The sequence below is a fragment of the Lysinibacillus sp. FSL K6-0232 genome, from assembly GCF_038008325.1.
GTDB lineage: Bacteria > Bacillota > Bacilli > Bacillales_A > Planococcaceae > Lysinibacillus.
Map to the genome: position 1 here is coordinate 209,380 of NZ_JBBOYW010000001.1, position 24,253 is coordinate 233,632.

Consider the following 24,253-nt stretch of genomic DNA (forward strand, 5'->3'; position numbering starts at 1 on the left):
AAGCAATTATGGGCTTGCGTGTCTCGCTTTATCTTTTAAGCTGATATATAGAGAACCATTTGTTTGAACTTGTGCAAAATAGACATCCTCAACAGCATGCACATTTTGCTTTTTCAGCTTCTTCATTACCCAGTCCTCTGTTAACTCAAGCTCCACAAGGTTTTCTTTAATAAGCTGCCCATCAGAAATAACCTCAGTAGGCAGGTAGGTAGGTGGTGATACGTCTGCTTTTACGTCCTGCTTTGTCGCAACCTGTTCAGAGGTTTTTTGTAGCACACTTAGTTTCCCATTTGTTTCAAGTAGCGCATATTGTACATCCTGAACAGAGAAAATAGCTTGCTCACGAAGCATCATCGTTAGCTCATCTAAATGCAAACGATTTTTCTTTAGGGCAGATTCTAAAATAAGACCATTTTGTACGACAATTGTAGGCTTATCGTCAACAAGGACACGAGCTTTTTTAGATTTAATAGTAATGAGGGTCATTAAATACGTTAAAGCACTCCACCAGATAAGAGAAATCATGCCATCTAAAAAAGGTGTTTCCTCTTGTGAGGCAATTTCAGAAGCAATCGACCCGAATGTAATACCTGTAATGTAATGGAAGAATGTTAGCTGGCCCAATTGCTTTTTCCCTAGAATACGGGCTAAAATGAGTAACGCAAAGAAGGAAAGTGTTGTTCTTAAAATCATCTCCCAGAAATGAGCATGAATAAAGCTTTCCATATCTATATCAACTCCTTTTACGGCTTGTCATTTTATAGCTTGTGCAAAAAGGTCAATAGTATGCGACAATCGTCTATACACATCATGTGAAAAAAGAGGTGGCAGCATGAATCACCAATTAAATACAACAAATCCAGTCTATCCTATTATGATTGCAATAGGCGTTGCGCACCTTATCAATGATACAATGCAGGCTGTTATCCCAGCGATGTTCCCAATATTTAAAAGTGAATTAGGGCTAACCTTTACACAAATAGGGCTTATATCGTTTGTTTTAAATATATTTGCTTCCGCATTACAGCCTGTTGTAGGCTTTGTCAGTGATAAAAGACCAATGCCATATGCGTTGCCGATAGGAATGGTTAGTTCCTTTATTGGTATAGCAGTTATAGCGTTTACAACACAATATTGGATTATTCTTATTGCGGTATTATTTTTAGGCTTTGGTTCAGCAGTATTCCATCCAGAGGGATCAAGAGTATCATTTATGGCAGCAGGCTCTAAACGAGGGCTAGCTCAATCAATTTATCAAGTTGGGGGAAACTCAGGACAAGCACTTGCACCATTAATTAGTGCCTATATTTTTGATATTTTCGGTCAGCGTGGTGCAGCAATAGTCTTAGTGGTTACAACATTCGGTATTATTTTATTGAGCAAAATTGCAGGATGGTATAAGAAGCAATTGGAGCAAGAGCGTATTGCAAAGAAAAAACGAGTATTAGTGTCAACATTGCCGCCTTTAACAAAAAAACAAGTCGGGATTGCATTAGCATTATTATTTACAATTATTTTTGCACGATCATTTTATACCACAAATATTACAAGCTTTTATGTCTTTTATTTAATGGATCATTATGATGTAAGCCTTCGATTGGGACAAATATTAATTTTCACCTTTATGGCTTTTGGTGTAGTGGGGACATTTTTTGGTGGTTCCTTATCAGACCGTATTGGCAGAAAGAATGTTATTATTTTATCGGTAGTAGTGCCTATGCCATTTTGTTTGGCATTGCCATATGTGCCATTATGGGCGGCAGTGCTATTTTTAATCATTATCGGTACATTAATTATGATTAGCTTCTCTGTCACAGTTGTCTACGCGCAGGAGCTTGTACCTGCGAAAATTGGTACGATGGCAGGGCTAACAACAGGCTTTGCATTTGGCATGGGGGCAATTGGGGCAATGGTGATTGGTATTTTAATGGATCACAAAGGCATTGATTTCACAATGATGGTTGTTTCCTTATTACCATTATTACTGCTAATTGCCTTCTTCTTACCAAAGGATAAGCCCGCATCAACTGCTATCTAACAAAAACGCGCCCTCTTTTAAAAAGAGGAGCGCGCTTTATTATTGTCTTAATGGCGATAAAAATTCTGCTGGCAGTTTTTCTTGGTCAATCACATAACCCTCTGAAATGTGAACCTCATGCATTTTATCGTTGTAAGTAAATTTGAAAATACCGTTATCAAAATCCGTACCAATTTCCTTGAAAAATATACCTTCTATAGATACATACTTAGGACATGTAAAAGCTACTTTAAAATTATCCTGCTCTTTAATTAAGTAAGCACGCACACCTTTTTCATATGTTTCATTTGCATCATCATCAGTTGGGCGTTGAACAGCAACAATATGAAAATCTACAAAAGGTACTTCTTTTAACAAGACGTTTAAGAAGGAGCCTTTTGTGATTTCCTCCCAGCGGCTTTGAGCACTTTGCCCTACAATTATTTGGGATATGCCATAATTTTTTGCGACCTCTGCAATAACCTTTTGTATCGGGCGTTTTTCATTATCTTGTAAAATGAATTTTTCAACCTCAAGTTCTTCTGCTAATTCTTTCCATTTTTCAATGTAATTAGATTTCTCTGCGTCAAATGCATCAAGGGGTTGCGAATCGACTGAAAGAATATAAAGCGGACAATCTAGCATTGTGGCCATTTTGTGACCACGACGTATTAAACGTTCGCCATTGCGACCATAGTAAACACAAACTAATATACTTTCGTCTAAACGCCCTTTTACATGCTTCATAAAAAATCTACACCTCTTATCTGTTATTATTTGGTTCACTGTTGATTTTGAAAAAATTATCCTAAAACAGCTAAAATCGATGCTGTTACAGTGCATTATGCTCATTAATATTGTATACTTAAAAATGTATAAAAGTTAACGATAATATATTGGAAAACCCTTGAAAAATTAAGCTTAAATCAATAATTATAAGTTATTTAATTTATGCATTACATGCATTTAATTAAAAATGTTGCCATATGAATCACTATTATGCAGGCTGTTAATTAGATAGTCAAGTGTATTTATAATGCTGATATTACTGATTTTTATTTGTATAAATTATTTGATTTTTCACAAGTTATTTAGGCTTACACAGGGTTAGAGGTGATGAGTCTGTAACCTCTTTGCATTTTGTGTTTTTATCTATTACCATGCTATCTTTTAAGAAGGTAACAATCGTTACTTTCTTACCCCGTGCAGTTTGCAAAAAATCAAGTTCACCATCTAATATATTCCTTAGCTTGAACAAATTTCTCTAGTGTTAACACTAAATATTCCAATCACCACAAACTTTGTTAGATGATTTTAGATAGTAGGAGGTTTTTATTTGCTTACAATTCTTATCGCAATTCTTTTGCCATTTGTTGGTGCTGCACTTATCCCATTGCTTTATAGGCGACTAAGGCGTGTCACACATCTTGGCTGGTTTGTTTTATCAGTCCCATTACTTTTATTTATTTTACTTATACGCTACATTCCACAAGTTGCCAAGGGTAAAACATTTATCCATACATATGAGTGGATTCCCTCTTTTAATATAAATTTTACAACCTACCTTGATGGACTCAGTATGATTTTTGGCTTACTGATTACAGGCGTGGGTAGTTTAGTTATTTTATATTCTATTTTTTATTTATCAACGAAAGAATCACTTCATCATTTTTACTGCTATTTATTACTATTCATGGGTGCTATGCTTGGTGTCGTTTTTTCAGATAACCTAATGGTATTATACACATTTTGGGAATTAACAAGTGTGTCATCGTTCCTATTAATTGCATTTTGGCATCATCGAAAGGCATCGCGTGCAGGTGCTAAAAAAGCGATGATGATTACAGTCTTTGGTGGACTATCTATGCTTGCTGGCTTCCTTATGCTTTATGTAGCTTCCAATACATTTAGCATTCGCGACATTGTGGCAAATGTAGCGGTTATACGAGATCATGCTTTGTTTACACCAGCATTAATTTTAATTTTACTAGGGGCATTTACAAAATCTGCTCAATTCCCATTTCATATTTGGCTGCCTGATGCAATGGAGGCGCCAACGCCTGTTAGTGCCTATTTACACTCAGCAACAATGGTGAAGGCAGGAATTTATTTAGTAGCCCGTTTTTCTCCGGTGTTTGGCGGAGAGGCTATCTGGTTCTGGCTAGTAAGCATTATTGGTCTTGTAACATTATTCTGGGGCTCCTTTAATGCGGTACGTCAAACAGATTTAAAGGCTTTATTAGCCTATTCAACTGTAAGTCAGTTAGGCTTAATTATGAGTCTATTTGGTCTTGGTTCTGTTGGGCATTATTACGGCTATGCAGAAAGTTCTATTATTTATACACAAGCAAGCTTTGCAGCATTATTTCATCTTGTGAACCACTCTACATTTAAAGGTGCACTATTTATGATGGTCGGCATTGTCGATCACGAAGTAGGTACGCGTGATATTCGTCGCTTGGGCGGCTTAATGGCGATAATGCCTGTAACATTTACAATTGCAGTTATTGGTAGTTTCTCAATGGCAGGGTTACCGCCATTTAACGGTTTCTTAAGTAAGGAAATGTTTTTTGCGGCAGTATTAGCTATCAGGGATGTTGAAGCATTCTCCATTGCTGATATGGGGCTACTGTTCCCGTTAATAGCATGGGTAGCGAGCGTCTTTACGTTTGTTTACAGTATGATTTTAATAAGTCGTACATTTTTGGGAAAACTACAGCCTGAGAAATTGGATAAAAAGCTGCATGAAGCACCATTCGGTATGTTAATTTCACCACTTATTTTATGCTTATTTGTAGTCGGTATCTTTTTCTTCCCAAATGTGTTAGGTCACTATATTTTAGAGCCTGCTATGGCAAGTATTTATCCTACTTTCCCAACGGCAGGTGAGTTAGCACCACATATTCATGCTTGGCATGGCATTTTAAGTCCAGAATTATGGATGACAATCGCTGTTATTCTTATTGGTACAATTTTATTTAAGACACTAAAAAAGTGGAAGCCGTTGTATCGCATATTTTCTCAAAAATATACGTTTAATACGTATTACAACCGATTGCTTGAAATGAGCGAAAGTGGCTCAACAAAGCTAACACGTAAATATATGACAGGTAATTTAACACATTATTTCATCTATATATACGTATTCTTTGTTGCTCTTATCGCAGGCTACTTTATTTGGTCAGATGCTATGACATTTAACTTTGACAAGGACTCTGCTATTGAATCTTACGAATTAATACTTGTATTCGTAATGATTTTTGCATCTATATGGATGGTTTTTGTAAAGGGTCGTGTGACAGCGATGCTGCTAAATGGAGTATTAGGTTATTCTGTTGCCTTTTTCTTTGTAATTTTCCGTGCACCTGATTTAGCCTTAACACAATTAGTTGTTGAGTCAGTTACAACAGCATTATTCCTTCTGTGCTTTAAATATTTGCCAGATTTAATGCCTGAAGTTCCTCGCAGAAGCGTGAGATGGTCAAAAGCACTTATTTCTATTTTGGTTGGGGCAACGGTGACAATTGTTGGCTTAGCAGTAGTGCACTATGATCGCTTTGAGTCAGTAGCCACTTATTTTAATGATTCTTATGAGCTGGCTGGTGGTTCAAATATTGTTAATACAATACTTGGGGATTTTCGTGCATTTGATACGATGCTAGAGGTTGTTGTTCTTCTAATTGCTGGCTTAGGGGTTTATACATTAATAAAGCTTAAGCCGCGAAAGGAGGAAGCAGATCATGAAAATTAATGATGTGATATTACGGACGGTTACAAAGGCTGTAGTATTTATTATTCTAACGCTTGGTATATATTTGTTCTTTGCGGGACACCATGCTCCAGGTGGCGGCTTTATAGGTGGACTTGTACTAGCTTCCGGCATTGTCTTGCTTTATCTTGCCTATGATATTGAAACAGTGCATAAAGGAATGCCATTCGATTTTAAAAAGGTCGCTGCTTTAGGTGTTTTGCTTGCTACAGGAACTGCGGTAGGATCATTGTTTTTCGATGTACCTTTTTTAACACAGACATATACGTATATAAATGTACCTATATTTGGAAAGATGGGCTTTTCAACGGTAACTATTTTTGAAGCGGGTGTAGCTTTAACCGTTGTTGGTGTTGTTGTGACAATTATTTTAAGTATAAGTGAGGATGAGTAGCCAATGGAATCTTTAATACTGGTTTTAGTAGGTATATTAGTAGCTGTTGCGACGTACTTAATCCTCTCGAAACAGTTATTGCGTGTTATCTTGGGAACTGCTGTATTATCACATGCCGCCCATTTACTTATATTAACAATGGGAGGTCTTAAAAAAGGGAATGTACCTTTATTAGGGGAATCAGAAGGTCCTTATACGGATGCATTGCCACAAGCATTAATTTTAACAGCCATTGTTATTAGCTTTGCTGTTACAGCATTTGTTCTCGTTTTAGGTTATCGAGCGTACAAAACAAATGGTTCAGGGAATTTTGATGAATTGAGAGGTACGCCAGATGAGTAATATTATCGTTTTGCCATTAATCGTGCCAGTTATTACAGCTATTTTACTGGTGTTTTTAAAGGAGCATGTATTTTTACAACGTATTATTAGCCTATTAACGCTTAGCTTTATTGTTGTAATTAGTATTATTTTATTGCTGGAAGTACAAGCACAAGGTGTTATGCGTATTGACTTTAGTGGTTGGATACCACCGTTTGGTATTTCCTTTGTGGCAGATTCATTTGCAGTCTTACTGGTGTTAGTTGCCAATCTCGTTGCAGTCATTTGTTTGCTTTATGCTATTTTTACAATGGAGCTAGCCTATGAAAAAATGTATTTTTACCCACTTACATTACTAATGGTTGCCGGTGTTAATGGCTCATTTTTGACAGGGGATATTTTTAATTTATTTGTCTGCTTTGAAGTGATGCTGCTTGCCTCCTATGGGCTGATTAGCTTAGGTGGCGAGAAAATTCAACTGCGTGAGGCATTGAAATATGTCTTAATTAATATTGTAGCATCGTGGATTTTCCTAGTGGCGCTAGCATTCCTATATGGAACTGTTGGTACATTGAATATGGCTCATATTTCGCTTCGGGTGATGGAGGCAGGAGTAAATCCATTGATTACAACGGTGGCACTGATTTTTTTAATTGTCTTTAGTTTAAAAGCTGGACTCTTACTATTCTTTTGGCTACCGGGTTCCTATAGTGTACCTCCAACAGCCGTCGCAGCACTATTCGCAGCACTATTAACAAAGGTAGGGATTTATGCACTTGTACGATCCTTTACATTGCTTTTCCCGAATAATACTGAAGTCACACATACAGCACTTGGTATTATGGCAGGGGTTACAATTGTAGCAGGCTGTATTGGCGCTCTTTCAGGGCGAGATGTCAGGACCATTGCTTCCTATAATGTGCTGATTGGCGTTGGATTTATTGTTGCTGGTTTAGCGATTGGTACAGAATCAGCCTTACAGGGTGTTATCTATTATTTAATGCATGATATGGTTGCAAAGGCTATGTTGTTTTTAGCAGTTGGCATGATGATTTATGTAACTGGAGAAACTGTTATTGATAAAATGAGTGGGCTCATTCGAAATTATCCTTTCTTTGGCTGGTTATTCTTTATTGTGATGTGCTCATTAGCTGGTATACCACCATTAAGTGGCTTTTTAGGGAAAGTTTTAATTGGGCAAGGCGCAATAGAGGGCAGCAATTTTGTTCTATTAGGTCTAGGGTTTTTATCTAGTTTAATTGTTTTGTATTCGCTGTTACGAATTTTCCTATCCTCCTTTTTTGGAGAAACGATTATTAGCTTAGAGGATGAAAAGCCATTGCCAAAGCTTGTGATGCTACCGTTAACACTATTGGCGGTGTGTACAATTGGCTTAGGAATTGGCGCAGAAAGCTTAGCACCTTTTGTAACAGATGCGGCAGAAGCACTTTACACGCCCTCTATTTATATAGATGCGGTATTGGATGGAGAATTATGGCAAGGTGAGGTGAATAAATAATGGCGATGCAGTTTATATTAAATTTATTTATCGCAACACTTTGGTTGCTCTTGCAGGATGAGGTAACACCGCAGTTTTCAACATTTTTAATGGGCTTTATTGTAGGTATGGCTATCTTATATGCGATGCATCGCTTTTATGGCACTCAATTTTACTTGCGACGAGTATTTTCCATTATCAAATTACTATGGCTTTTTAATTGGGAGCTGTTTTTATCAAGCTATAGTGTACTCAAACAAATTATGACACCCAAGCTCAATATTACACCAGGTATTTTTACGTATAAAACGGTGTTAAAGGGTGATTGGGAAATTACGGCACTTGCAGTATTACTCACTTTAACACCCGGCTCTGTTGTGATGGAAGTATCTGAAGAGGGCGATGTGTTTTATATTCATGCAATGGATATTGAGGAATCTAAAGACGCTGTCATTCGCTCAATTGGAAAGTTTGAACAAGCAATCATGGAGGTGACACGCTAATGCTTAACAATATCTTGCTACTGGCTCTTGCTTTCTTTAGTATTTCCATTGCGCTGTCGTTGTATCGTGTTATTCGTGGGCCATCTATGCCTGATAGAGCAATAGCACTTGATACAATTGGTGTTAATCTGCTATCAGCTATTGCAATTGTATCGATTATTTTAAAAACAAAAGCTTATTTAGAGGCCATTCTGATTTTAGGAATATTAGCGTTTATTGGGACGATTGCTTTTAGCAAATATATTGAAAGAGGTGTGATTGTTGAACGTAAATCAAATGATTGAATGGGCAGCAGTCGTACTTATTTTAATTGGCTCAATCGTCAGTGTGATTAGTGCATTTGGTATGATCCGCCTGCCAGATGTTTATACACGCTCACATGCTGCTACAAAAAGCTCCACATTATCAGTATTAACATGTCTATTAGGTACATTTATTTACTTTTGGGTGCACGATGGCTATGTTAGTGTACGATTAATTTTAGGGATTCTTTTCGTCTTTGCCACAGCACCTGTTGCAGGACATTTAGTATGTCGTGCTGCTTATCGTTCTCGCGTTCCTTTAGCAAAGGGCTCAGGGGAGGACGAGCTAAAGCCAAAGCTATTTTCAGAAGAAAAATAAAAGGAAAGGGGCTGTGCAAAAGCTTTGTTGCACAGCCCTCTTCTATAAAATAAAAATATGTTAAACATGGTTGCTTCTATGATTGATATTGAAAAATTAATTGATAGCCAGTGCCTCTTGCCATCACAATCTTAGCTGGTTGTCCTGGAATCGCATCTAGCTTTTTTCTTAGATTACTAATATGCACTCGTAATGCCTGTGTTTGCCCAATACTATCCTCATCCCAAATACGTCGATATAGCTCAGCGGCTGGAAAGGCTTGTTGGCTATGCTGTGCTAAAAAGAATAAAATTTGAAATTCCTTTGTTGATAAAGTTAATACAGTATCGCCAATTGAAACCTTTCCTAAGTGTATATGAAAATGCAATGTATGAATAACTTTAGAAGATTCCTCCTCGACTGGCATTATAGATTTAATAGGGTAGCGTCGTTCAGATAATCGTTCAATTGTTTTTAATAATCGATCATGGTCAATTGGCTTTAAAATATAATCCGTAGCTTGTACATTAAATGCTTCTAAAGCATATTGCTCATATGCTGTAACAAAAATAATATCGATTTGATGTGAAGCATTCTCTATTTTAGATGCAAGTTGAAGGCCAGTCATTTCAGCCATTTCAATATCTAAAAACAAAATATCAGGCTTTAATATATCAATATTTGTTAAGGCGTCCTTTGGGTTCCGAAAGGTTCCGATTACCTCAATGGAGTCGCTTGCTTTTAGCATAGATTCTAATAAATGGATGGACAAAATTTCATCGTCTACAATAATTGCCTTTAGCAAAATGCTCAAATCCTTTCTATCGAAATAATTGGAAAACGAATTTCAACGGTTGTTCCTTTATTTTCAATGCTTTCAAAATGGATAGTAGCATTTTCAAATTTTTTCAATCGTTTAGAAATATTGCGAATACCAATACCTTGACTAGGGGTTGTTTCACCATGCTGAATTTGTTGTAAAAGCTCAGAAGATATGCCAATACCATTGTCTATAAGCTGAAAAATTACCATATGCTGCTCCTGCATTATCAATAATTGTAGCTTGCCACCCTCTTTTTTGAGCTTTAACCCGTGAAGCAGGGCATTTTCCACTAATGGTTGAAGCAGAAGCGGTGGAATAAGACATTGAATAGGCTTATCCATACAAATTTCCCATTCTAATTGCTCAGGATATCGGATACGATGAATATCTACATACGCATTAATAAGACTAAGCTCTTTTTCTAAAGGCACAAGGCTATTGGCATTTTCAAAGGCAAAGCTATTGCGTAAAAAAGTAGCAAAGTTTGTAATCATCGCCCGTGCCTGCTCCAAATCTAAATAGCTAAGTGATAAAATTGAATTTAATACATTGTAAACAAAATGCGGTTTAATTTGGGCTTGTAAAAAAGCAGTTTCCATAGCAATTGCTGCCCCAGCTGAATCCTTTAATAAAATAAGATTGCGTACACGTGTCTTTAGCTCCACGCTATCAAGAGGCTTATGTAAAAAATCATTCGCTCCTGATTGAAAGGCTGCAATCATATCTTCTGGACGAATCGCTGCTGTCAGCATTAAAATAGGTAGCTCTGTAGCTGTGTAGCTTTGTCTAATTTGCTGGCAAACCTCATATCCAGAAATCGTAGGCATCATAATATCTAAAATTAATAAATCAATATCAGGATGCTGTGTCAGCTGTTCAAAAACATGTTGCCCATTATCAATAGCAATAACGGAGTAGTTTTCTTGTGTCAAAATATCAATTAATACTTTTAAATTAACAGCATCATCATCTACAATAAGAATTTTTTTCTTCCCTATTTTTTCAACAATATGTGGGAATGTTAGGAAAGGTTGCTGATAGGTTTGGGTAGGCATTGCTGGCAATTCCTCCATTGTTGGCTGTGCTTTTAGGAGTTTGATTGAGAATATTGTACCTTGTCCAACAATAGAATTTACACTAATTTTCCCACTTTGCCGTTCTATGAGCTCTTTTGCAATGTGTAAACCTAGTCCAGTACCACCAACTGAATGGTTTAATTGCTGGAATGGGTTAAAAATGGTTTTTAAATTTTCAGGTGCAATGCCACAGCCAGTGTCTTGTATATCAATGACTAAAAATCCTTGTTCCTCATAGCAAGTGATATCAATTTTCCCTTCGTTTGTATACTTTACTGCATTATGAATTAAGTTATATAAAATTTGCCGAAGTCGATTTTCATCAGCTTGGACAAAGCATCCGCGCTTAATATGGTTATATATTTTTACATCTTTGCTAATCGTATAGGACAACACTTCTACAGTCATATGTGTAACCGCAAATAAATCCACAGATGTTATCCGTAATGTTAATTCATTTTCCTTTAACTTTGAAAAATCAAGTATATCGTTGACCAAATAGGAGAGGCGTTCAGCGATATTAAAAATAAGTGTTACTTTTTCCTTCTGTTCCACAGCTAGGACAGGCTTACTATTGTCATTTAACATAGACTGAGAAATCCCAATAATGCCATGCAAGGGTGTTTGAAATTCATGAGATGTTTTAGCAAGAAACTCATCTTTTAATTGGTCGACATGTATAAGTGCCTCTGTAAGCTTGCCCTTCTCTAAATAGGAATCTGCAAAACGGTGAGAAATATATAAAGAAAGCATTGTTAAGCAAATAAACGGTAGCAATGGTGGCAGAGCATTCAGTTCAAGGTTAATATTGGTGTTTAAAGTAGCAACGATAAAATAAAGTAAAATAGCTAATGAGCTTAAGGTTAAATACATTACACCAGTGGCTTTCTTATAAATAGCGTTAATTTGTACATAGAAAATATAAACAATATTTGCAAAAACATATAATGAGTTGATATTTTGCAATTGTGAATTAATTGCTGTTGGTAGCATACCTGCAAAGATAAATAGGATACCGATAATGCATAATACTTTTACAACTCGACGATTCATATATGTTAGTAATGCGCGATAGAAATATAACAATATAAAGAGACCTACAGATACACTTGACACCATTTGTATGCTTTGAAATGGTGCATAGCTCATATTAACAAAGGCTAGTAACAGCTTTTCACCATGCGTAAGCGTGTAGAGCGCACTAGCAAAACAGAATAAAGCAAAATAGAGCTGCTCAATGCCTAACCTTGAATACAGATAAGAGCCGAAAAAATAAATAAACATTGTTAAAAATCCTGCTAGTGTAATTAAGTCATAGAATAGTGCACCTTCTCGAAGCTTTGCAATACTATGTTGATCCCCTAAAAAGATGGAACTTATAATACCTCCACCTGGTGCATAATCAAAATTGGCTACATGGACAATCAATTCCAGCTCTTTTTTATCAGGCGAAAAATAAGCAGTATACGGTGTATTATGTGGGGTATAGCTATGATCCTCGGCTGGCTCTCCACTATGTCCAATCCGTTGTCCATTAATATACAAGGCGTTTGACATACGTATTGTGCTCGTTTTAATGCCTAAAATCTCCTCAGTATCATCAATTAAAACTTTAAGGCGATAAGTCCCACTTGCAAAGGAGGGTAATGGTTGTCCATCAACTGTATATTTTGTCCAAGGAGAAGGAACGTCAACAATATAGCTTTGATAGGTGTCGAAGGCTTCACCACCCACTAAATGATTTGGAATAAATGCCCAATCCCCGTCTAATTTAACAGGGGCATTATCATGAAATGTATGATGGCGTAAATCCATCACACCTTTAACTGCTTGGGGTTCATGCGAGCTAGGTTGAGTTAAGTAAAAGGTAACGCTCGCTAACAGCAGTGACCCAATAATAATCGCGAATAATAGTGATAATTTTTTCATTTTTAAAAACCCCCTTAACCTGCAACTCCCTCACTCAACATGGTTTTAGTTGGATTATACAAGATAGCCTATCTTATTAAAATAGAAGCAGGCTGAACGTTAAGAAATCTTAACGCTAAAAATGCTCATAATTCTTTTATACTTGATAAAACAATACACAGAAAAAGGAGAATAGTAGATGATAAAAAAATGGAGTAGTATCTTCATTATTGCGGTATTTATTTGGTCACAGCTAGGGCTGCTATCCCCAAAGGCTGATAGCGGTTTTCTAACGGAAACAAATCCAGATGGTTTAACTATTACTGGGTATGCGGGATTAATCCCAGACGGGGACTTAGTTATTCCACGCACTTTATGGGATGGGGGTGTTGAAAAAAGCGTAACAGCAATAAAAGAGTCCGCTTTTTCAAATAAGCAATTAACATCCTTAACATTTGAGCCAGCGTCCGAGTTAGTAGAGATAGGGGAAGGAGCTTTTGCTGGCAATGCATTAGGGAGTGTCCAAATCCCTTCTTCCGTTCAAAAGATAGGGAATGTTGCCTTTTCAGTTAGTCAACTAACCTCTTTAACATTTGAACCAGGGTCTGAGTTAGTAGAAATAGGAATTGGAGCTTTTACTGGCAATACATTAGGGAATGTTCAAATCCCCTCTTCCGTTCAAAAGATAGGCGACAATGCCTTTATGTTCAATCAACTAACGTCCTTAACGTTTGAGTCACCTTCTAATTTGGAGGAAATAGGGGCAACTGCTTTTCAACTAAATGAACTAACAACCGTTACCATTCCTTCTTCTGTTCAAAAAATAGGTAATGGTGCCTTTCAACAAAATAAACTAACATCAGTAAATTTTGAACCAGCATCTAACTTAATTGAGATAGGGCATAACGCTTTTTCGTCTATGATGCTGACTGGAGAATGGAACAATATAGTATCTATTACTATTCCCGCAAGTGTAACAAAAATAGGCGAGTCAGCATTTTTTGGGAATAAACTAACAACAATTATATTTGAAGAGGGAAGTCATCTTGAGAAAATAGAAACGAGTGCATTTGTAGGAAATGAGCTAGAGAGTATTACGTTCCCATCCAGTATAAAAATGATTGGTCATTCAGCATTTGTACTTAATAAATTAAAAACAATTGAATTTAAACAACCACTAAATCCGCCAGTAACAGTCGATGTTAGTGCATTTAATTTCCAAGATAATAACATGAGTATTCAGTGGTTTATAAATGGCAATATCCAAACTCCTTGGGATCAGCAAACTGTAACAACTGCACTAAAAATTTATTCTACACCGCAAACAACACATGAAGTAACCTTTGAAACAAATGGCGGAAGTCCGGTGAACACGGAGGTTGTAATAGCTGGAGAGCTTGTCATGAAGCCAGCAGACCCAATACAAGATGGCTATATATTTGATGGCTGGTATCGTGAGGACTTACAAACGTTATGGAACTTTGCAACAGATACAGTGACAGAGCCAATAACGCTACATGCAAAATGGGCAGCAGCAAGCCCATTTACCACTTCTAACAATAGTGATGGCACTGTAACGATTACAGGCTATAATGGCACTGTACCAACAGATTTAGTGATTCCTGCTGAAATTAATAATAAGCCCGTGACGATTATTGGGATGACTGCTTTTATGCAAAAGGGTTTAACAAGCGTCGTTATCCCAGAAGGTGTTAAAAAGATTCAAACATCTGCTTTTTCAGGGAATCAGTTAACAAATGTAGTGATTCCGTCCACAGTGGAGGAGATTGAAAGCACAGCATTTAAAGGCAATAAATTAGAGCAAGTCGAGTTTAAGGGGAACGTGAGTAGTGTAGATGGTTCAGCCTTTTCTAGCCAAGCATTCGCTACATTTACAGGTTGGTACACAGACCGCACTATGCAACCATCTGCACTATGGAATGGAACTGTACCACAGGCAATGACAATTTATTCGACAGGTATTCCTGGATATACGGTGACATTTAATACAAATGGCGGAAGCATAGTTGCGCCGAAATTTGTAACATCAGGTGAAGGCATTGCAACACCAACAGCACCGACAAGAGCAGGCTATACATTTGCAGGCTGGTACAAGGATAGTCTATTACAAACAGCTTGGAATTTTGCAACAGATAAGGTGACAGCCAATACAACGCTTTATGCGAAATGGAATGCTGTATCAACACCAAATCCACCACCATCTAATTCAGGTTCAACTTCATCTACACCTGCTCCATCTAATCAAATCACGGTGGATGTAGTGGATGCAAGTAACCCAAATGCGGTATTAGTGAAAACGGTTATTACACGTGAAAGTACTGGTGGTGTTGTAAAGGATACAGTGAACTTTACGTCTGCGAATGCAAGAGAGTCGATAGAAAAACTAGTGAATCAAGAAAATAAAAAATCACGTATTGTTATTCCAGATATGGAGCAACAAGTAAGTGAAACAACCGTGGGAATTGCAAGAGAAGCAGCACAGCTATTAACAGAGGGGCAAACAGGCTTAGGGATCGATATGGAAACAGTAAAAATGGATATCCCAGCTACCTCTCTAGCAAATTTAGCAAGCGATATTTATTTCCGTGTAGTGCCAGTCAAAGCACAGACAACACAGCAACAGCTAGAGGAGCGAGCTAAAGCAGAGGCGAGTGTCCAGCAGTTAACGAACAATGCAACCATCACATTACTTGGGCAGCCAATGACTATCGAAACCAATATGCAAAATCGTCCTGTCACGTTAACATTGCCTCTACCAAAAGATGTGACGCAGGAGCAATTAGATAATTTAGCGGTGTATATTGAGCATAGTGATGGCACAAAAGAGGTGGTACGTGGGCAAGTAGTGGATTTCAAAGAAGGGACAAAGGGAATCCAATTTGATGTCACAAAATTCTCGACGTTCTCGATTTTATACGCACCTGTGAAAAAGGAGCAGCCAACAGAGGAAGTGGAAATTGAAGATGAAATCGTGGTAGAGGAACCTATTTTTATACCATATATTAAAGGCTACCCAGACGGTACATTCCGCCCGAATACAGCCGTTACACGTGCGCAAATGGCAAGTATGTTAGCTCGTTACCTAACAGATAACGCTATTCCAGAAGCAACAGCGAGTTTTACAGATACAACAAAGCATGAGGCGAAGGATGCTATCGAATATGTACACATGCAAGGCATGATGAAGGGGTATAACAATCATTTATTTGGACCTAATGATGCCATTACACGTGCACAAATGGCGGTTATTGCTGTACGCTGGATTGACCAGCAGTGTGAGGCTGACTCTACAGATAGCCCTTACTGTAATAACAATAGACATCAAATAACGTATACAGATGTAGCCTCCCAAAATTGGGCTGCCGAGGAAATTGAGCGCATTAGTCAAATGGACATTATGACTGGCATAGGGGAAAATCAATTTGCCCCGAATGATATACTAACGCGGGCGCAAGCTGTAAAGGTGCTGAATCGTTTATTGAACCATCCAGTAACAGAGAAAGTCGAAGCCCCGCTATTTACAGATGTTACAGTTAAACATTGGGCATTCTATGAAATACAAGCAGCTGCAATAAAAAAATAACTATGTTAAATGGCATATAAGAGATATGATGGTATATCTTTTATATGCCATTTTATCATCAATAAATTTTATGCAAAAGCAATTTCTGTATATATTTTATTAATATAATTATTGTTATTTTCATATAATGAGAAAGAGTTTAAAATATCGTATAGGAAATATTTTCTTTAACATAATTGCCTGAATAAATTGATTTATTTGAAAATTACATATATAATATCCTTTTAAAACATTTGAAGTTTTACTTGATTATTGTTGCAAAAGAGTATATCTTAAATAGCAGAAAGATTTTTTATTCTTAAAAATGAATAAATATCCATTAAATGCTTTTGAGAAATATACTCGTATACACAATAAATTATTAATAAAAGGAGATACTTAGTATGAAGAACAAATTATTTATGTTGATGCTTATACTAGTTATTGGTGTGCTTGCTGCATGTGGCGCAAAGGATACTAACGAAAGCAAGTCAGGGGCAGATGTAGAGGATACAGGGGAAAAACAAGTATTAAAAGTAGGGACTTCTGCAGACTATGCACCATTTGAATATGTGGATGCAGCAAAGGGCGAAGAAATTATTGGCTTTGATATTGATTTAATTAATTTAATTGGTGAAAAAATAGGTGCTGAGATGCAGATGCAAGATATGGATTTTAACAGCTTAGTGCCAGCTTTACAGGCGGGCAAAGTTGATGTTGTAATTTCAGGTATGACACCAAATCCTGAGCGTGAAGAAGTAGTAGATTTCTCAGATAAATACAATGAAACAGAGCAAGTAATCATTGTGAAAAAGGATAGTGGCATTGAAAAAGAGGCAGATTTAGCTGGTAAAAAAATAGGTGTACAAACAGCATCTATCCAAGAAAATTTAGGGAATGAAATCGCAGCGAAAGTAGGCGCAACAGTAGAAGGACGTACACGTATTCCTGAAATTGTGCAGGATATGATGTCAAAACGTTTAGATGCAGGTATTGTTGAAGGTGGCGTTGCAAAAGGCTACTTAAAAACAAATGATGAATTAGTCGCTTTCCCTGTAGAAGAGCAGCCAGAGGACTTTAAAGCAATTGCTGTGCCGAAGGGTAGCGATTTAAAGGATAAAATTAACCAAGCATTAAAAGAGCTAGCTGAAGAGGGTAAAATTCAAGAGCTAGAGGAAAAATGGTTAGAGAAAGTTGAATAATACCAATATGCGATAGCTCTTTTGGGGCTATCGCTTGTGCTTTTCATTTCTATAACAAAGAAAGGAGGGGGCGCTGTGAATTTAGATTTTACAGCTATTGTTCCCTCTATTCCTTATATTTTAAAAGGGATAGGTGTTACACTTCAAATTGCAATCGGTGCATCAATCATCGGTTTTATTATAGGTATCTTACTCGCATTATGTAAAATTGGTAATGTCAATGTTTTACGCATGTTCGCTGATTTCTACACATCCATTTTCCGTGGTACACCACTTGTACTGCAATTATTAATTATTTACTATGCAGTGCCACAGCTATTAGATATTCAAATTGACCCTATTCCAACAGCTATTATTGCTTTTGGGTTAAACTCAGGTGCGTATATTTCAGAAATTATTCGTGCAGGGATTAATGCGGTCGATAAAGGACAAATGGAGGCGGCACAGGCTCTTGGTATTCCATATGCCAAAATGATGAAGGATATTATTATTCCACAGGCAGTGAAAAATATTTTGCCATCTTTAGTCAATGAATTTATTACATTAAATAAAGAAACAGCTGTTGTAACAGTAATTAGTGCGCTCGATATTATGCGTCGTGCTTATATCGTTGGTGGTTCAACATATCGTTATCTTGAGCCATTACTTTTCGCAGGGGTTATTTATTATTTAATGACGCTTGTTTTAACGTTCCTTGGTAAACGAATCGAGAAAGGAATGAGAAAAAGTGATTAAAATTGAGGATTTACACAAATCATACGGACAAAATGAAGTTTTAAAGGGTATTTCCACGGAAATTCAAGAAAAAGAAGTAATTGCAATTATTGGGCCATCAGGGTCAGGTAAATCAACATTTTTACGCTGCTTAAATTTATTAGAAACACCTACAAACGGCAAGGTGACCATTGCGGGAGACATTTTAACAGATAAAGGCACAAATATTATGAAAATCCGTGAAGAGGTTGGCATGGTATTTCAGCATTTTCATCTTTTCCCACATAAAACGGTGCTTGAAAATTTAACGTATGCACCGATTAATGTGAAGGGGATGGACAAAGCCTCTGCTAATAAAAAAGCAGAGGAGTTACTCATGAAGGTTGGTCTATTTGAGAAGCGTGGAGAGTATCCAAATCGTTTATCGGGTGGTCAAAAGCAGCGTGTTGCCATTGCGCGAGCACTTGCGATGGACCCAAAGGTTATGTTATTTGACGAGCCCACATCAGCACTTGACCCTGAAATGGTTAAAGAGGTATTAGCCGTTATGAAAAACCTTGCAGAAAGCGGTATGACAATGCTGATTGTGACACATGAGATGGGCTTTGCTCGTGAGGTTGCTGATCGCATTTTATTCCTTGATGGCGGCAAGCTTATTGAGGACGCCCCACCAGAGCAATTTTTCACAGCACCATCAACACAGCGTGCGAAGGATTTTTTAGAGAAGGTTTTATAAATAAAGATAATATAGTAAAACACTCTTGGCTGAAGAATTTATTTTAGTTAAAGAGTGTTTTTCATGTTGCGAGTATAAATAAATCTTAGTGCATTCATAGCTGCAAAATAAAAGGTTAAGAAAACTTAACGTAAAAAATGGAAAAAATTCATGGTGCAATAGATAGACCTATAATATAATTAAAAAAAGTTAAAAGTCACCAAAAAAATAAAACCTTTGATTTTATGAATTAGGTATTATGAATTAATCTTATATAAGTTTGTTTTAATTTATCTGAATATTCCGATTTATTAAGGAGGCTAGATAACTGCAATCTACGAAAGTTAAAAAGATTAGAGTAATAAGACAAACTATTCGATTCTTTTCTTAGTTATTACTAATCAATACATTGGAAAAATAGCTGTATTTTTATTTGTAAATCATGTTTTGAATGGAGGTGGGGAGCTTAGCTAAATGAAAGATATGGTGAAATTGCGAGTGGCATTACCTGAAGAGGAAGATACTCTTTACTCATTATATGTATCTACAAGAAAAAGTGAATTTGCCATGTTGGAATGGAATGAGCAACAAATAGAAGAACTATTACGCATGCAATATGATGCTCAAAAAGTTTCTTATCAGCAACAATTTCCCCATGCCAAATATGAAATCATTATGTATGAGGGTGCAGGCATTGGGAGATTGATAACCGAGGTACAGCAAGAAGCAATACGTCTGATAGATATTTTCGTACTTCCTGAATATAGAGGAAGGGGAATCTGTACAACGCGATTGAGAGAATTGCAATGTACAGCTGCTGAATTAAGATTACCTTTAGAATTAAAAGTGTTGATAGGAAACCCTGCACAGAGGTTGTACGAGCGATGTGGGTTTGTTGTTACAGATGAAGTGTTGCCATATTTATTAATGAGATGGGAAGTTGATAAATAAGGGCTTTTTAATTTCTCAAAATCAATTGATAGGAAAAATAATTTATAAGAATGAAAGGAGAATGGTATTAATGGATGCTTTTATAGGAACTATTTTACCTTGGCCTCTAGACTGGGCTCCCCGAGGATGGTTTTTATGTCAAGGGCAGGAATTACAAGTAATGCAGCATCAGGCGCTTTTTGCATTAATTGGCTATAGGTACGGAGGGAATAATTCAACTACGTTTAAATTACCAGATTTACGAGGTAGGGTGCCAGTAGGAACGGGGCAAGGTGAAGGATTAACGAATAGGCAGATTGCACAAAAGGGGGGCAGCGAAGAGGTGGTCTTGCAAGCTGGTCAGATACCACCACATAGTCATACGGTTACATTAAATAATACATTTAGTGCAGGAATTAGTGGTGGAAGTATTAGTAACGGAACGTGTGAAGTTACTGTGAATTTACCAAATAATGCAACCACGGTAGCAGGGAATGCGACATCTGTGCCAGGTTCAAATACATGTTTAGGTGTAGCAAGAACGACTGCTAATCAACCTATAAACATATACAGCACAAACTCACCTGATACGACACTACAGACCAATTCGGTGCAGGCAACAGGAACGGTAGCAGGAACAGTAACAGGAACAGTAAATGGGACAGTAACAGGAACAGTAAATACTGGCGTAACAGGCTCTGGTACTCCTGTTGCGAATATGCAACCTTATCTAGTTTTAAATTATATTATATGTTATCAGGGTATTTTTCCAGACAGACCATAATTAGTAAACAAATTAAAAGTTTTATAATGCTAATTATTTAATAATTTTATATTTTCATAGAAATGTGTAGTGTATCTAATGATTTGAGGTAGATATTTAGAACATTTTGGATATCCGTAGAGGAGTCTTTAACAGTAAAGTTCCTATATAGTGAGAATACGAATTTTCCAAGTGTTTATATCTTGATTTGTATAAACAATCCTTACAATCAAGGAGCTAAATTTATTTTGAGGAGAGGATTGGATGAAAAATAAAAAGTGGTTGAAAATTATTTCCGTATTTGTAGTTGGGTTATTGCTTTTTAATTTAATTTCTTTTGGTGGATTTGCAGATATAGAAGTAAGTGCAAGTTCGGATACGAATGTTGCGAAAAGCAAGCAATATTCGGCTTCAAGTGTAGAGGGAGGTTGGGCAACAGCCGATATGGCTTTTGATGAAGATGAACTTACTTATTGGGGGTCTAATCTAAGTGAGGGAGAAATTACTGAGAGTAATCCCGCTTGGCTGATGGTGAATCTTGGTACACCACATACGATAAACCGTTGGGTTGTGGTGGGTGCAGCATTCAAGGACACAGCAATGGAATCGTATACCGTAAAAAATATTAAGTTAGAAGGTAGTAATGATGGTGTGAATTTTACCCAAATCGATTTTTCTGATAATAATATAGAAATTGATTCTAGTGGATATACAACAACAATTGATAAAACATTTTCTTCTTCAGTAACATATCAATATTTTCGAGTGAAAGTTACAGAAACTTTTTCGAGTATGCCAGGAGAAATCTTAACGGCTATGATTTATGAATTTGAATTATGGGGGTATCCAGTTGCTGGAACAGTAGATGCGGAGACGCCAGCAATCGGAACGCAGCCAGTAGGAGCGACTGTGAACCAAGGAGCTACTAGTCCAACATTAAGTGTAGGGGCAAGTGTAGGTGATGGGGGCACATTAAGCTACCAATGGTACAGCAATACGACGAATAGTCCGAGTGGAGGAACCTTGATAAGCGGAGCCACAAATGCGACCTATGCAGCCCCGACCTCTACAGTAGGCACGATGTATTACTATGTAGTAGTAACGAACACAAATAATGGAGTAAGTGGTAATCAAACCGCACCAGTTACAAGTAATGTAGTAGGGGTAATCGTGAATGCGTTAGTAGATGCGGAGACGCCAGCAATCGGAACGCAGCCAGTAGGAGCGACTGTGAACCAAGGAGCTACCAATCCAACATTAAGTGTAGGGGCAAGTGTAGGTGATGGGGGCACATTAAGCTACCAATGGTACAGCAATACGACGAATAGCCCGAGTGGAGGAACCTTGATAAGTGGAGCCACAAATGCGACCTATGCAGCCCCCACTTCTACAGTAGGCACGGTGTATTACTACGTAGTAGTGACAAACACAAATGGTGGAGTAAGTGGGAGCCAAACGGTAATATCCACAAGTAATGTAGTTTCTGTAATAGTAAATTCAGCACAAACTATTACTATCACTATCACCTATAACGGCAATGCAAACACAGGAGGCACAGCTCCAACAGACAGTGAAACGTATGAGCAAGGAGAAGCAGTAACCGTTCTGGGTAATACAGGAAATCTGATAAAAGCGGGTTACACGTTTGCAGGCTGGAATACGCAAGCAGATGGAAATGGAATAGATTATGCATCAGGTTCAACTTTCCTAATGGGAAATGGAAGTATCATATTATATGCAAAGTGGAATCCTGTAGCTGTAACATATACAGTGACGTTTGATGTCGCTGGAGGAAGCACAGTATCAAATCAAACGGTAGCCCATGGAGGAAAAGCGAGTATACCAACGCCAGCGCCAACAAAAGTAGGCTATATATTTGAAGGCTGGTATACAAGTAGTGCTTACACAACACCATATAATTTCCAAAATGTAATCACAGCGAACACCGTGATTTATGCTAAATGGGTTAGTAATCAGACAGGTGGTAGCAATACTGATTCGTCTCCGACCCCTGAATCAGGTTCAACAACATCTCCATCCAATATAGAAGAAATTGTGGTGGATGTAGAGTCTGGTGACGGTGACCTAGTTTCTAAAACAACGATCAAACGAACAAAAAATGTAGATAATACGATGAAGGATGAAGTGACATTAACACTAGAGAGTGCAGCAGAGACGATTAAGAAATTAAAGGAACAAGGAAATGATAAGGCACGGATTATCATTCCAGACCAACAGGATCAAGTAAATCAAGTCCATGTGTCTATACCGAATAATGTAGTGACACTTCTTCAAGAGGGTGCAATTCATCTGGAAATTGTCACAGATAACGTTAGAATTGATGTGCCTAAAACTTCATTGGAAATGTTTAATGATGATCTCTATTTCCGACTTGTTCCTATAAAAGGGCAGGATGAACAACAGGAGATTAAAGAACAAGTGAGCAAGGAAAATATTGTGCAGCAGTTGGTAGGAAGTGCGGTTGTGGAGTTGCTTGGTCGTCCAATGACAATTGAAACGAATATGCAAAGCCGTCCTGTTACCCTAACACTGCCTTTGCCTAAGGATATAACACAGGAACAGCTTGATCATTTGGCTATCTACATTGAGCATAGTGATGGTACAAAAGAGGTTGTACGTGGAACGGTTGTAGAATTTCAAAAAGGAATAACAGGCTTACAGTTTGAAGTAAATAAATTCTCAACTTTCTCAATTCTCTACTTACCAGAAAAGGAAGAAATAAAGGAGCCACCTACTGACGCTATTAGCCATACACCATATATCCAAGGCTATCCAGATGGTACTTTCCGTCCGAATACCCCTGTTACACGCGCACAAATGGCAAGTATGTTTGCACGTTATTTAACTAACAATAATATACCTGAAACAAATGCAACATTTACAGACACGGCGCACCATCATGCTAAAGATGCAATAGAATTCGCAACAGCAGCAGGTCTATTTAAAGGAATGACTGCAACAGAATTTGATCCAAATGGCTCTATAACAAGAGCGCAAATAGCAACAATAGCTGCCCGTTGGATAGAGCAGCATTGTGTAGATAGTCCAAATGCAGATTTTTGTCAGCCAGCTGTAGAAAGTACAGTATTCAAAGATGTTAGTATCGAGCATTGGGCTGTTAAAGCAATTGATACGGTTAATGCATCAGGGATTATGATAGGTGTTACAGCAGATATATTTAAGCCAGATGACTTCTTAACACGTGCACAGGCAGTGAAGGTACTAAATCGACTGTTTGAGCGTCAAGTTCTGACAGAAGCCCAAACACCATTATTTACAGATGTAACTAGTGATTATTGGGCGTTTTATGAAATTCAAGAAGCGGCAAAAAAATAGACTGAGGATAGTAGGGCACGACGATAACCTAACAAATCGTCGTGCTTTTTATTTATAGTTCAAAGAGAAATTGATACCCA

Annotated in this window: 19 protein-coding genes; 15 read left to right on the plus strand and 4 right to left on the minus strand. The window is 37.4% G+C overall.

Annotation, left to right across the window (positions count from 1 at the left end):
• Positions 1-6: 6 nt before the first annotated feature.
• A complete protein-coding gene (locus MHB42_RS01050) occupies positions 7-726 on the minus strand; it encodes a DUF421 domain-containing protein (RefSeq protein ID WP_340803901.1) in 720 nt (239 codons plus the stop codon).
• A 106-nt stretch (positions 727-832) separates the two neighbouring features.
• On the opposite strand from MHB42_RS01050, the gene MHB42_RS01055 reads away from it, so the two are divergent.
• Entirely contained in the window at positions 833-2,038 is a 1,206-nt protein-coding gene (locus MHB42_RS01055) for an MFS transporter (protein ID WP_340803902.1), read from the plus strand.
• Between the two features lie 39 nt (positions 2,039-2,077).
• Here the strand turns inward: MHB42_RS01055 and MHB42_RS01060 are convergent, their stop codons facing one another.
• A complete protein-coding gene (locus MHB42_RS01060; protein ID WP_340803903.1) occupies positions 2,078-2,764 on the minus strand; it encodes a histidine kinase in 687 nt (228 codons plus the stop codon).
• A gap of 589 nt (positions 2,765-3,353) precedes the next feature.
• Between MHB42_RS01060 and MHB42_RS01065 the strand changes: the two genes are divergently transcribed.
• From MHB42_RS01065 to MHB42_RS01095, 7 genes are read left to right on the plus strand one after another with little or no spacing between them, the layout of a single operon-like run.
• A complete protein-coding gene (locus MHB42_RS01065) occupies positions 3,354-5,768 on the plus strand; it encodes a Na+/H+ antiporter subunit A (RefSeq protein WP_340803905.1) in 2,415 nt (804 codons plus the stop codon).
• Positions 5,758-6,180: a Na(+)/H(+) antiporter subunit B gene (locus MHB42_RS01070; RefSeq protein WP_340803906.1), complete on the plus strand. Its 423-nt coding sequence runs from the start codon at positions 5,758-5,760 to the stop codon at positions 6,178-6,180. The genes MHB42_RS01065 and MHB42_RS01070 overlap by 11 nt, the downstream gene beginning before the upstream one ends.
• Positions 6,181-6,183: 3 nt before the next feature.
• The gene (locus MHB42_RS01075; protein WP_340803907.1) at positions 6,184-6,522 is read left to right on the plus strand and encodes a Na(+)/H(+) antiporter subunit C; all 339 of its coding nucleotides are present in this window, start codon (positions 6,184-6,186) and stop codon (positions 6,520-6,522) included.
• A complete protein-coding gene (locus MHB42_RS01080) occupies positions 6,515-8,020 on the plus strand; it encodes a Na+/H+ antiporter subunit D (RefSeq protein ID WP_340803908.1) in 1,506 nt (501 codons plus the stop codon). Before MHB42_RS01075 ends, MHB42_RS01080 begins: the two co-directional genes overlap by 8 nt.
• On the plus strand, positions 8,020-8,502 hold the full coding sequence (locus MHB42_RS01085) for a Na+/H+ antiporter subunit E (protein WP_340803909.1): 483 nt from the start codon (positions 8,020-8,022) through the stop codon (positions 8,500-8,502). The genes MHB42_RS01080 and MHB42_RS01085 overlap by 1 nt, the downstream gene beginning before the upstream one ends.
• Positions 8,502-8,786, plus strand: a complete 285-nt coding sequence (locus tag MHB42_RS01090) for a Na(+)/H(+) antiporter subunit F1 (RefSeq protein WP_340803911.1) — start codon at positions 8,502-8,504, stop codon at positions 8,784-8,786. Before MHB42_RS01085 ends, MHB42_RS01090 begins: the two co-directional genes overlap by 1 nt.
• Positions 8,764-9,123 (plus strand): Na+/H+ antiporter subunit G, encoded by a 360-nt coding sequence (locus MHB42_RS01095; protein ID WP_340803912.1) that lies wholly within the window; start codon positions 8,764-8,766, stop codon positions 9,121-9,123. Before MHB42_RS01090 ends, MHB42_RS01095 begins: the two co-directional genes overlap by 23 nt.
• Positions 9,124-9,199: 76 nt before the next feature.
• Here MHB42_RS01095 and MHB42_RS01100 read toward each other — a convergent pair whose 3' ends face one another.
• Together MHB42_RS01100 and MHB42_RS01105 are read right to left on the minus strand one after the other, a co-directional pair.
• Complete coding sequence (locus MHB42_RS01100) at positions 9,200-9,907, minus strand: DNA-binding response regulator (protein ID WP_340803913.1); 708 nt, start codon at positions 9,905-9,907, stop codon at positions 9,200-9,202.
• A gap of 5 nt (positions 9,908-9,912) precedes the next feature.
• Entirely contained in the window at positions 9,913-12,930 is a 3,018-nt protein-coding gene (locus tag MHB42_RS01105) for a hybrid sensor histidine kinase/response regulator (RefSeq protein WP_340803914.1), read from the minus strand.
• Positions 12,931-13,108: 178 nt separating this feature from the next.
• Between MHB42_RS01105 and MHB42_RS01110 the strand changes: the two genes are divergently transcribed.
• From MHB42_RS01110 to MHB42_RS01140, 7 genes are all read left to right on the plus strand, one after another.
• Positions 13,109-16,513 carry a leucine-rich repeat protein gene (locus tag MHB42_RS01110; RefSeq protein ID WP_340803916.1) on the plus strand — a complete coding sequence of 1,135 codons (3,405 nt, stop codon included), beginning with the start codon at positions 13,109-13,111 and terminating at the stop codon, positions 16,511-16,513.
• 383 nt (positions 16,514-16,896) lie between these two features.
• Complete coding sequence (locus MHB42_RS01115) at positions 16,897-17,694, plus strand: transporter substrate-binding domain-containing protein (RefSeq protein WP_340803917.1); 798 nt, start codon at positions 16,897-16,899, stop codon at positions 17,692-17,694.
• A 75-nt stretch (positions 17,695-17,769) separates the two neighbouring features.
• Complete coding sequence (locus tag MHB42_RS01120; RefSeq protein WP_340803918.1) at positions 17,770-18,429, plus strand: amino acid ABC transporter permease; 660 nt, start codon at positions 17,770-17,772, stop codon at positions 18,427-18,429.
• Positions 18,422-19,144 carry an amino acid ABC transporter ATP-binding protein gene (locus MHB42_RS01125; RefSeq protein WP_340803919.1) on the plus strand — a complete coding sequence of 241 codons (723 nt, stop codon included), beginning with the start codon at positions 18,422-18,424 and terminating at the stop codon, positions 19,142-19,144. The genes MHB42_RS01120 and MHB42_RS01125 overlap by 8 nt, the downstream gene beginning before the upstream one ends.
• A gap of 453 nt (positions 19,145-19,597) precedes the next feature.
• Positions 19,598-20,074, plus strand: coding sequence for a GNAT family N-acetyltransferase (locus MHB42_RS01130; RefSeq protein WP_340803920.1), 477 nt, complete (start codon positions 19,598-19,600; stop codon positions 20,072-20,074).
• Positions 20,075-20,144: 70 nt separating this feature from the next.
• Positions 20,145-20,837 carry a phage tail protein gene (locus MHB42_RS01135; protein ID WP_340803921.1) on the plus strand — a complete coding sequence of 231 codons (693 nt, stop codon included), beginning with the start codon at positions 20,145-20,147 and terminating at the stop codon, positions 20,835-20,837.
• A 243-nt stretch (positions 20,838-21,080) separates the two neighbouring features.
• Positions 21,081-24,173: an S-layer homology domain-containing protein gene (locus MHB42_RS01140; protein WP_340803922.1), complete on the plus strand. Its 3,093-nt coding sequence runs from the start codon at positions 21,081-21,083 to the stop codon at positions 24,171-24,173.
• The last annotated feature ends 80 nt before the right edge of the window (positions 24,174-24,253 follow it).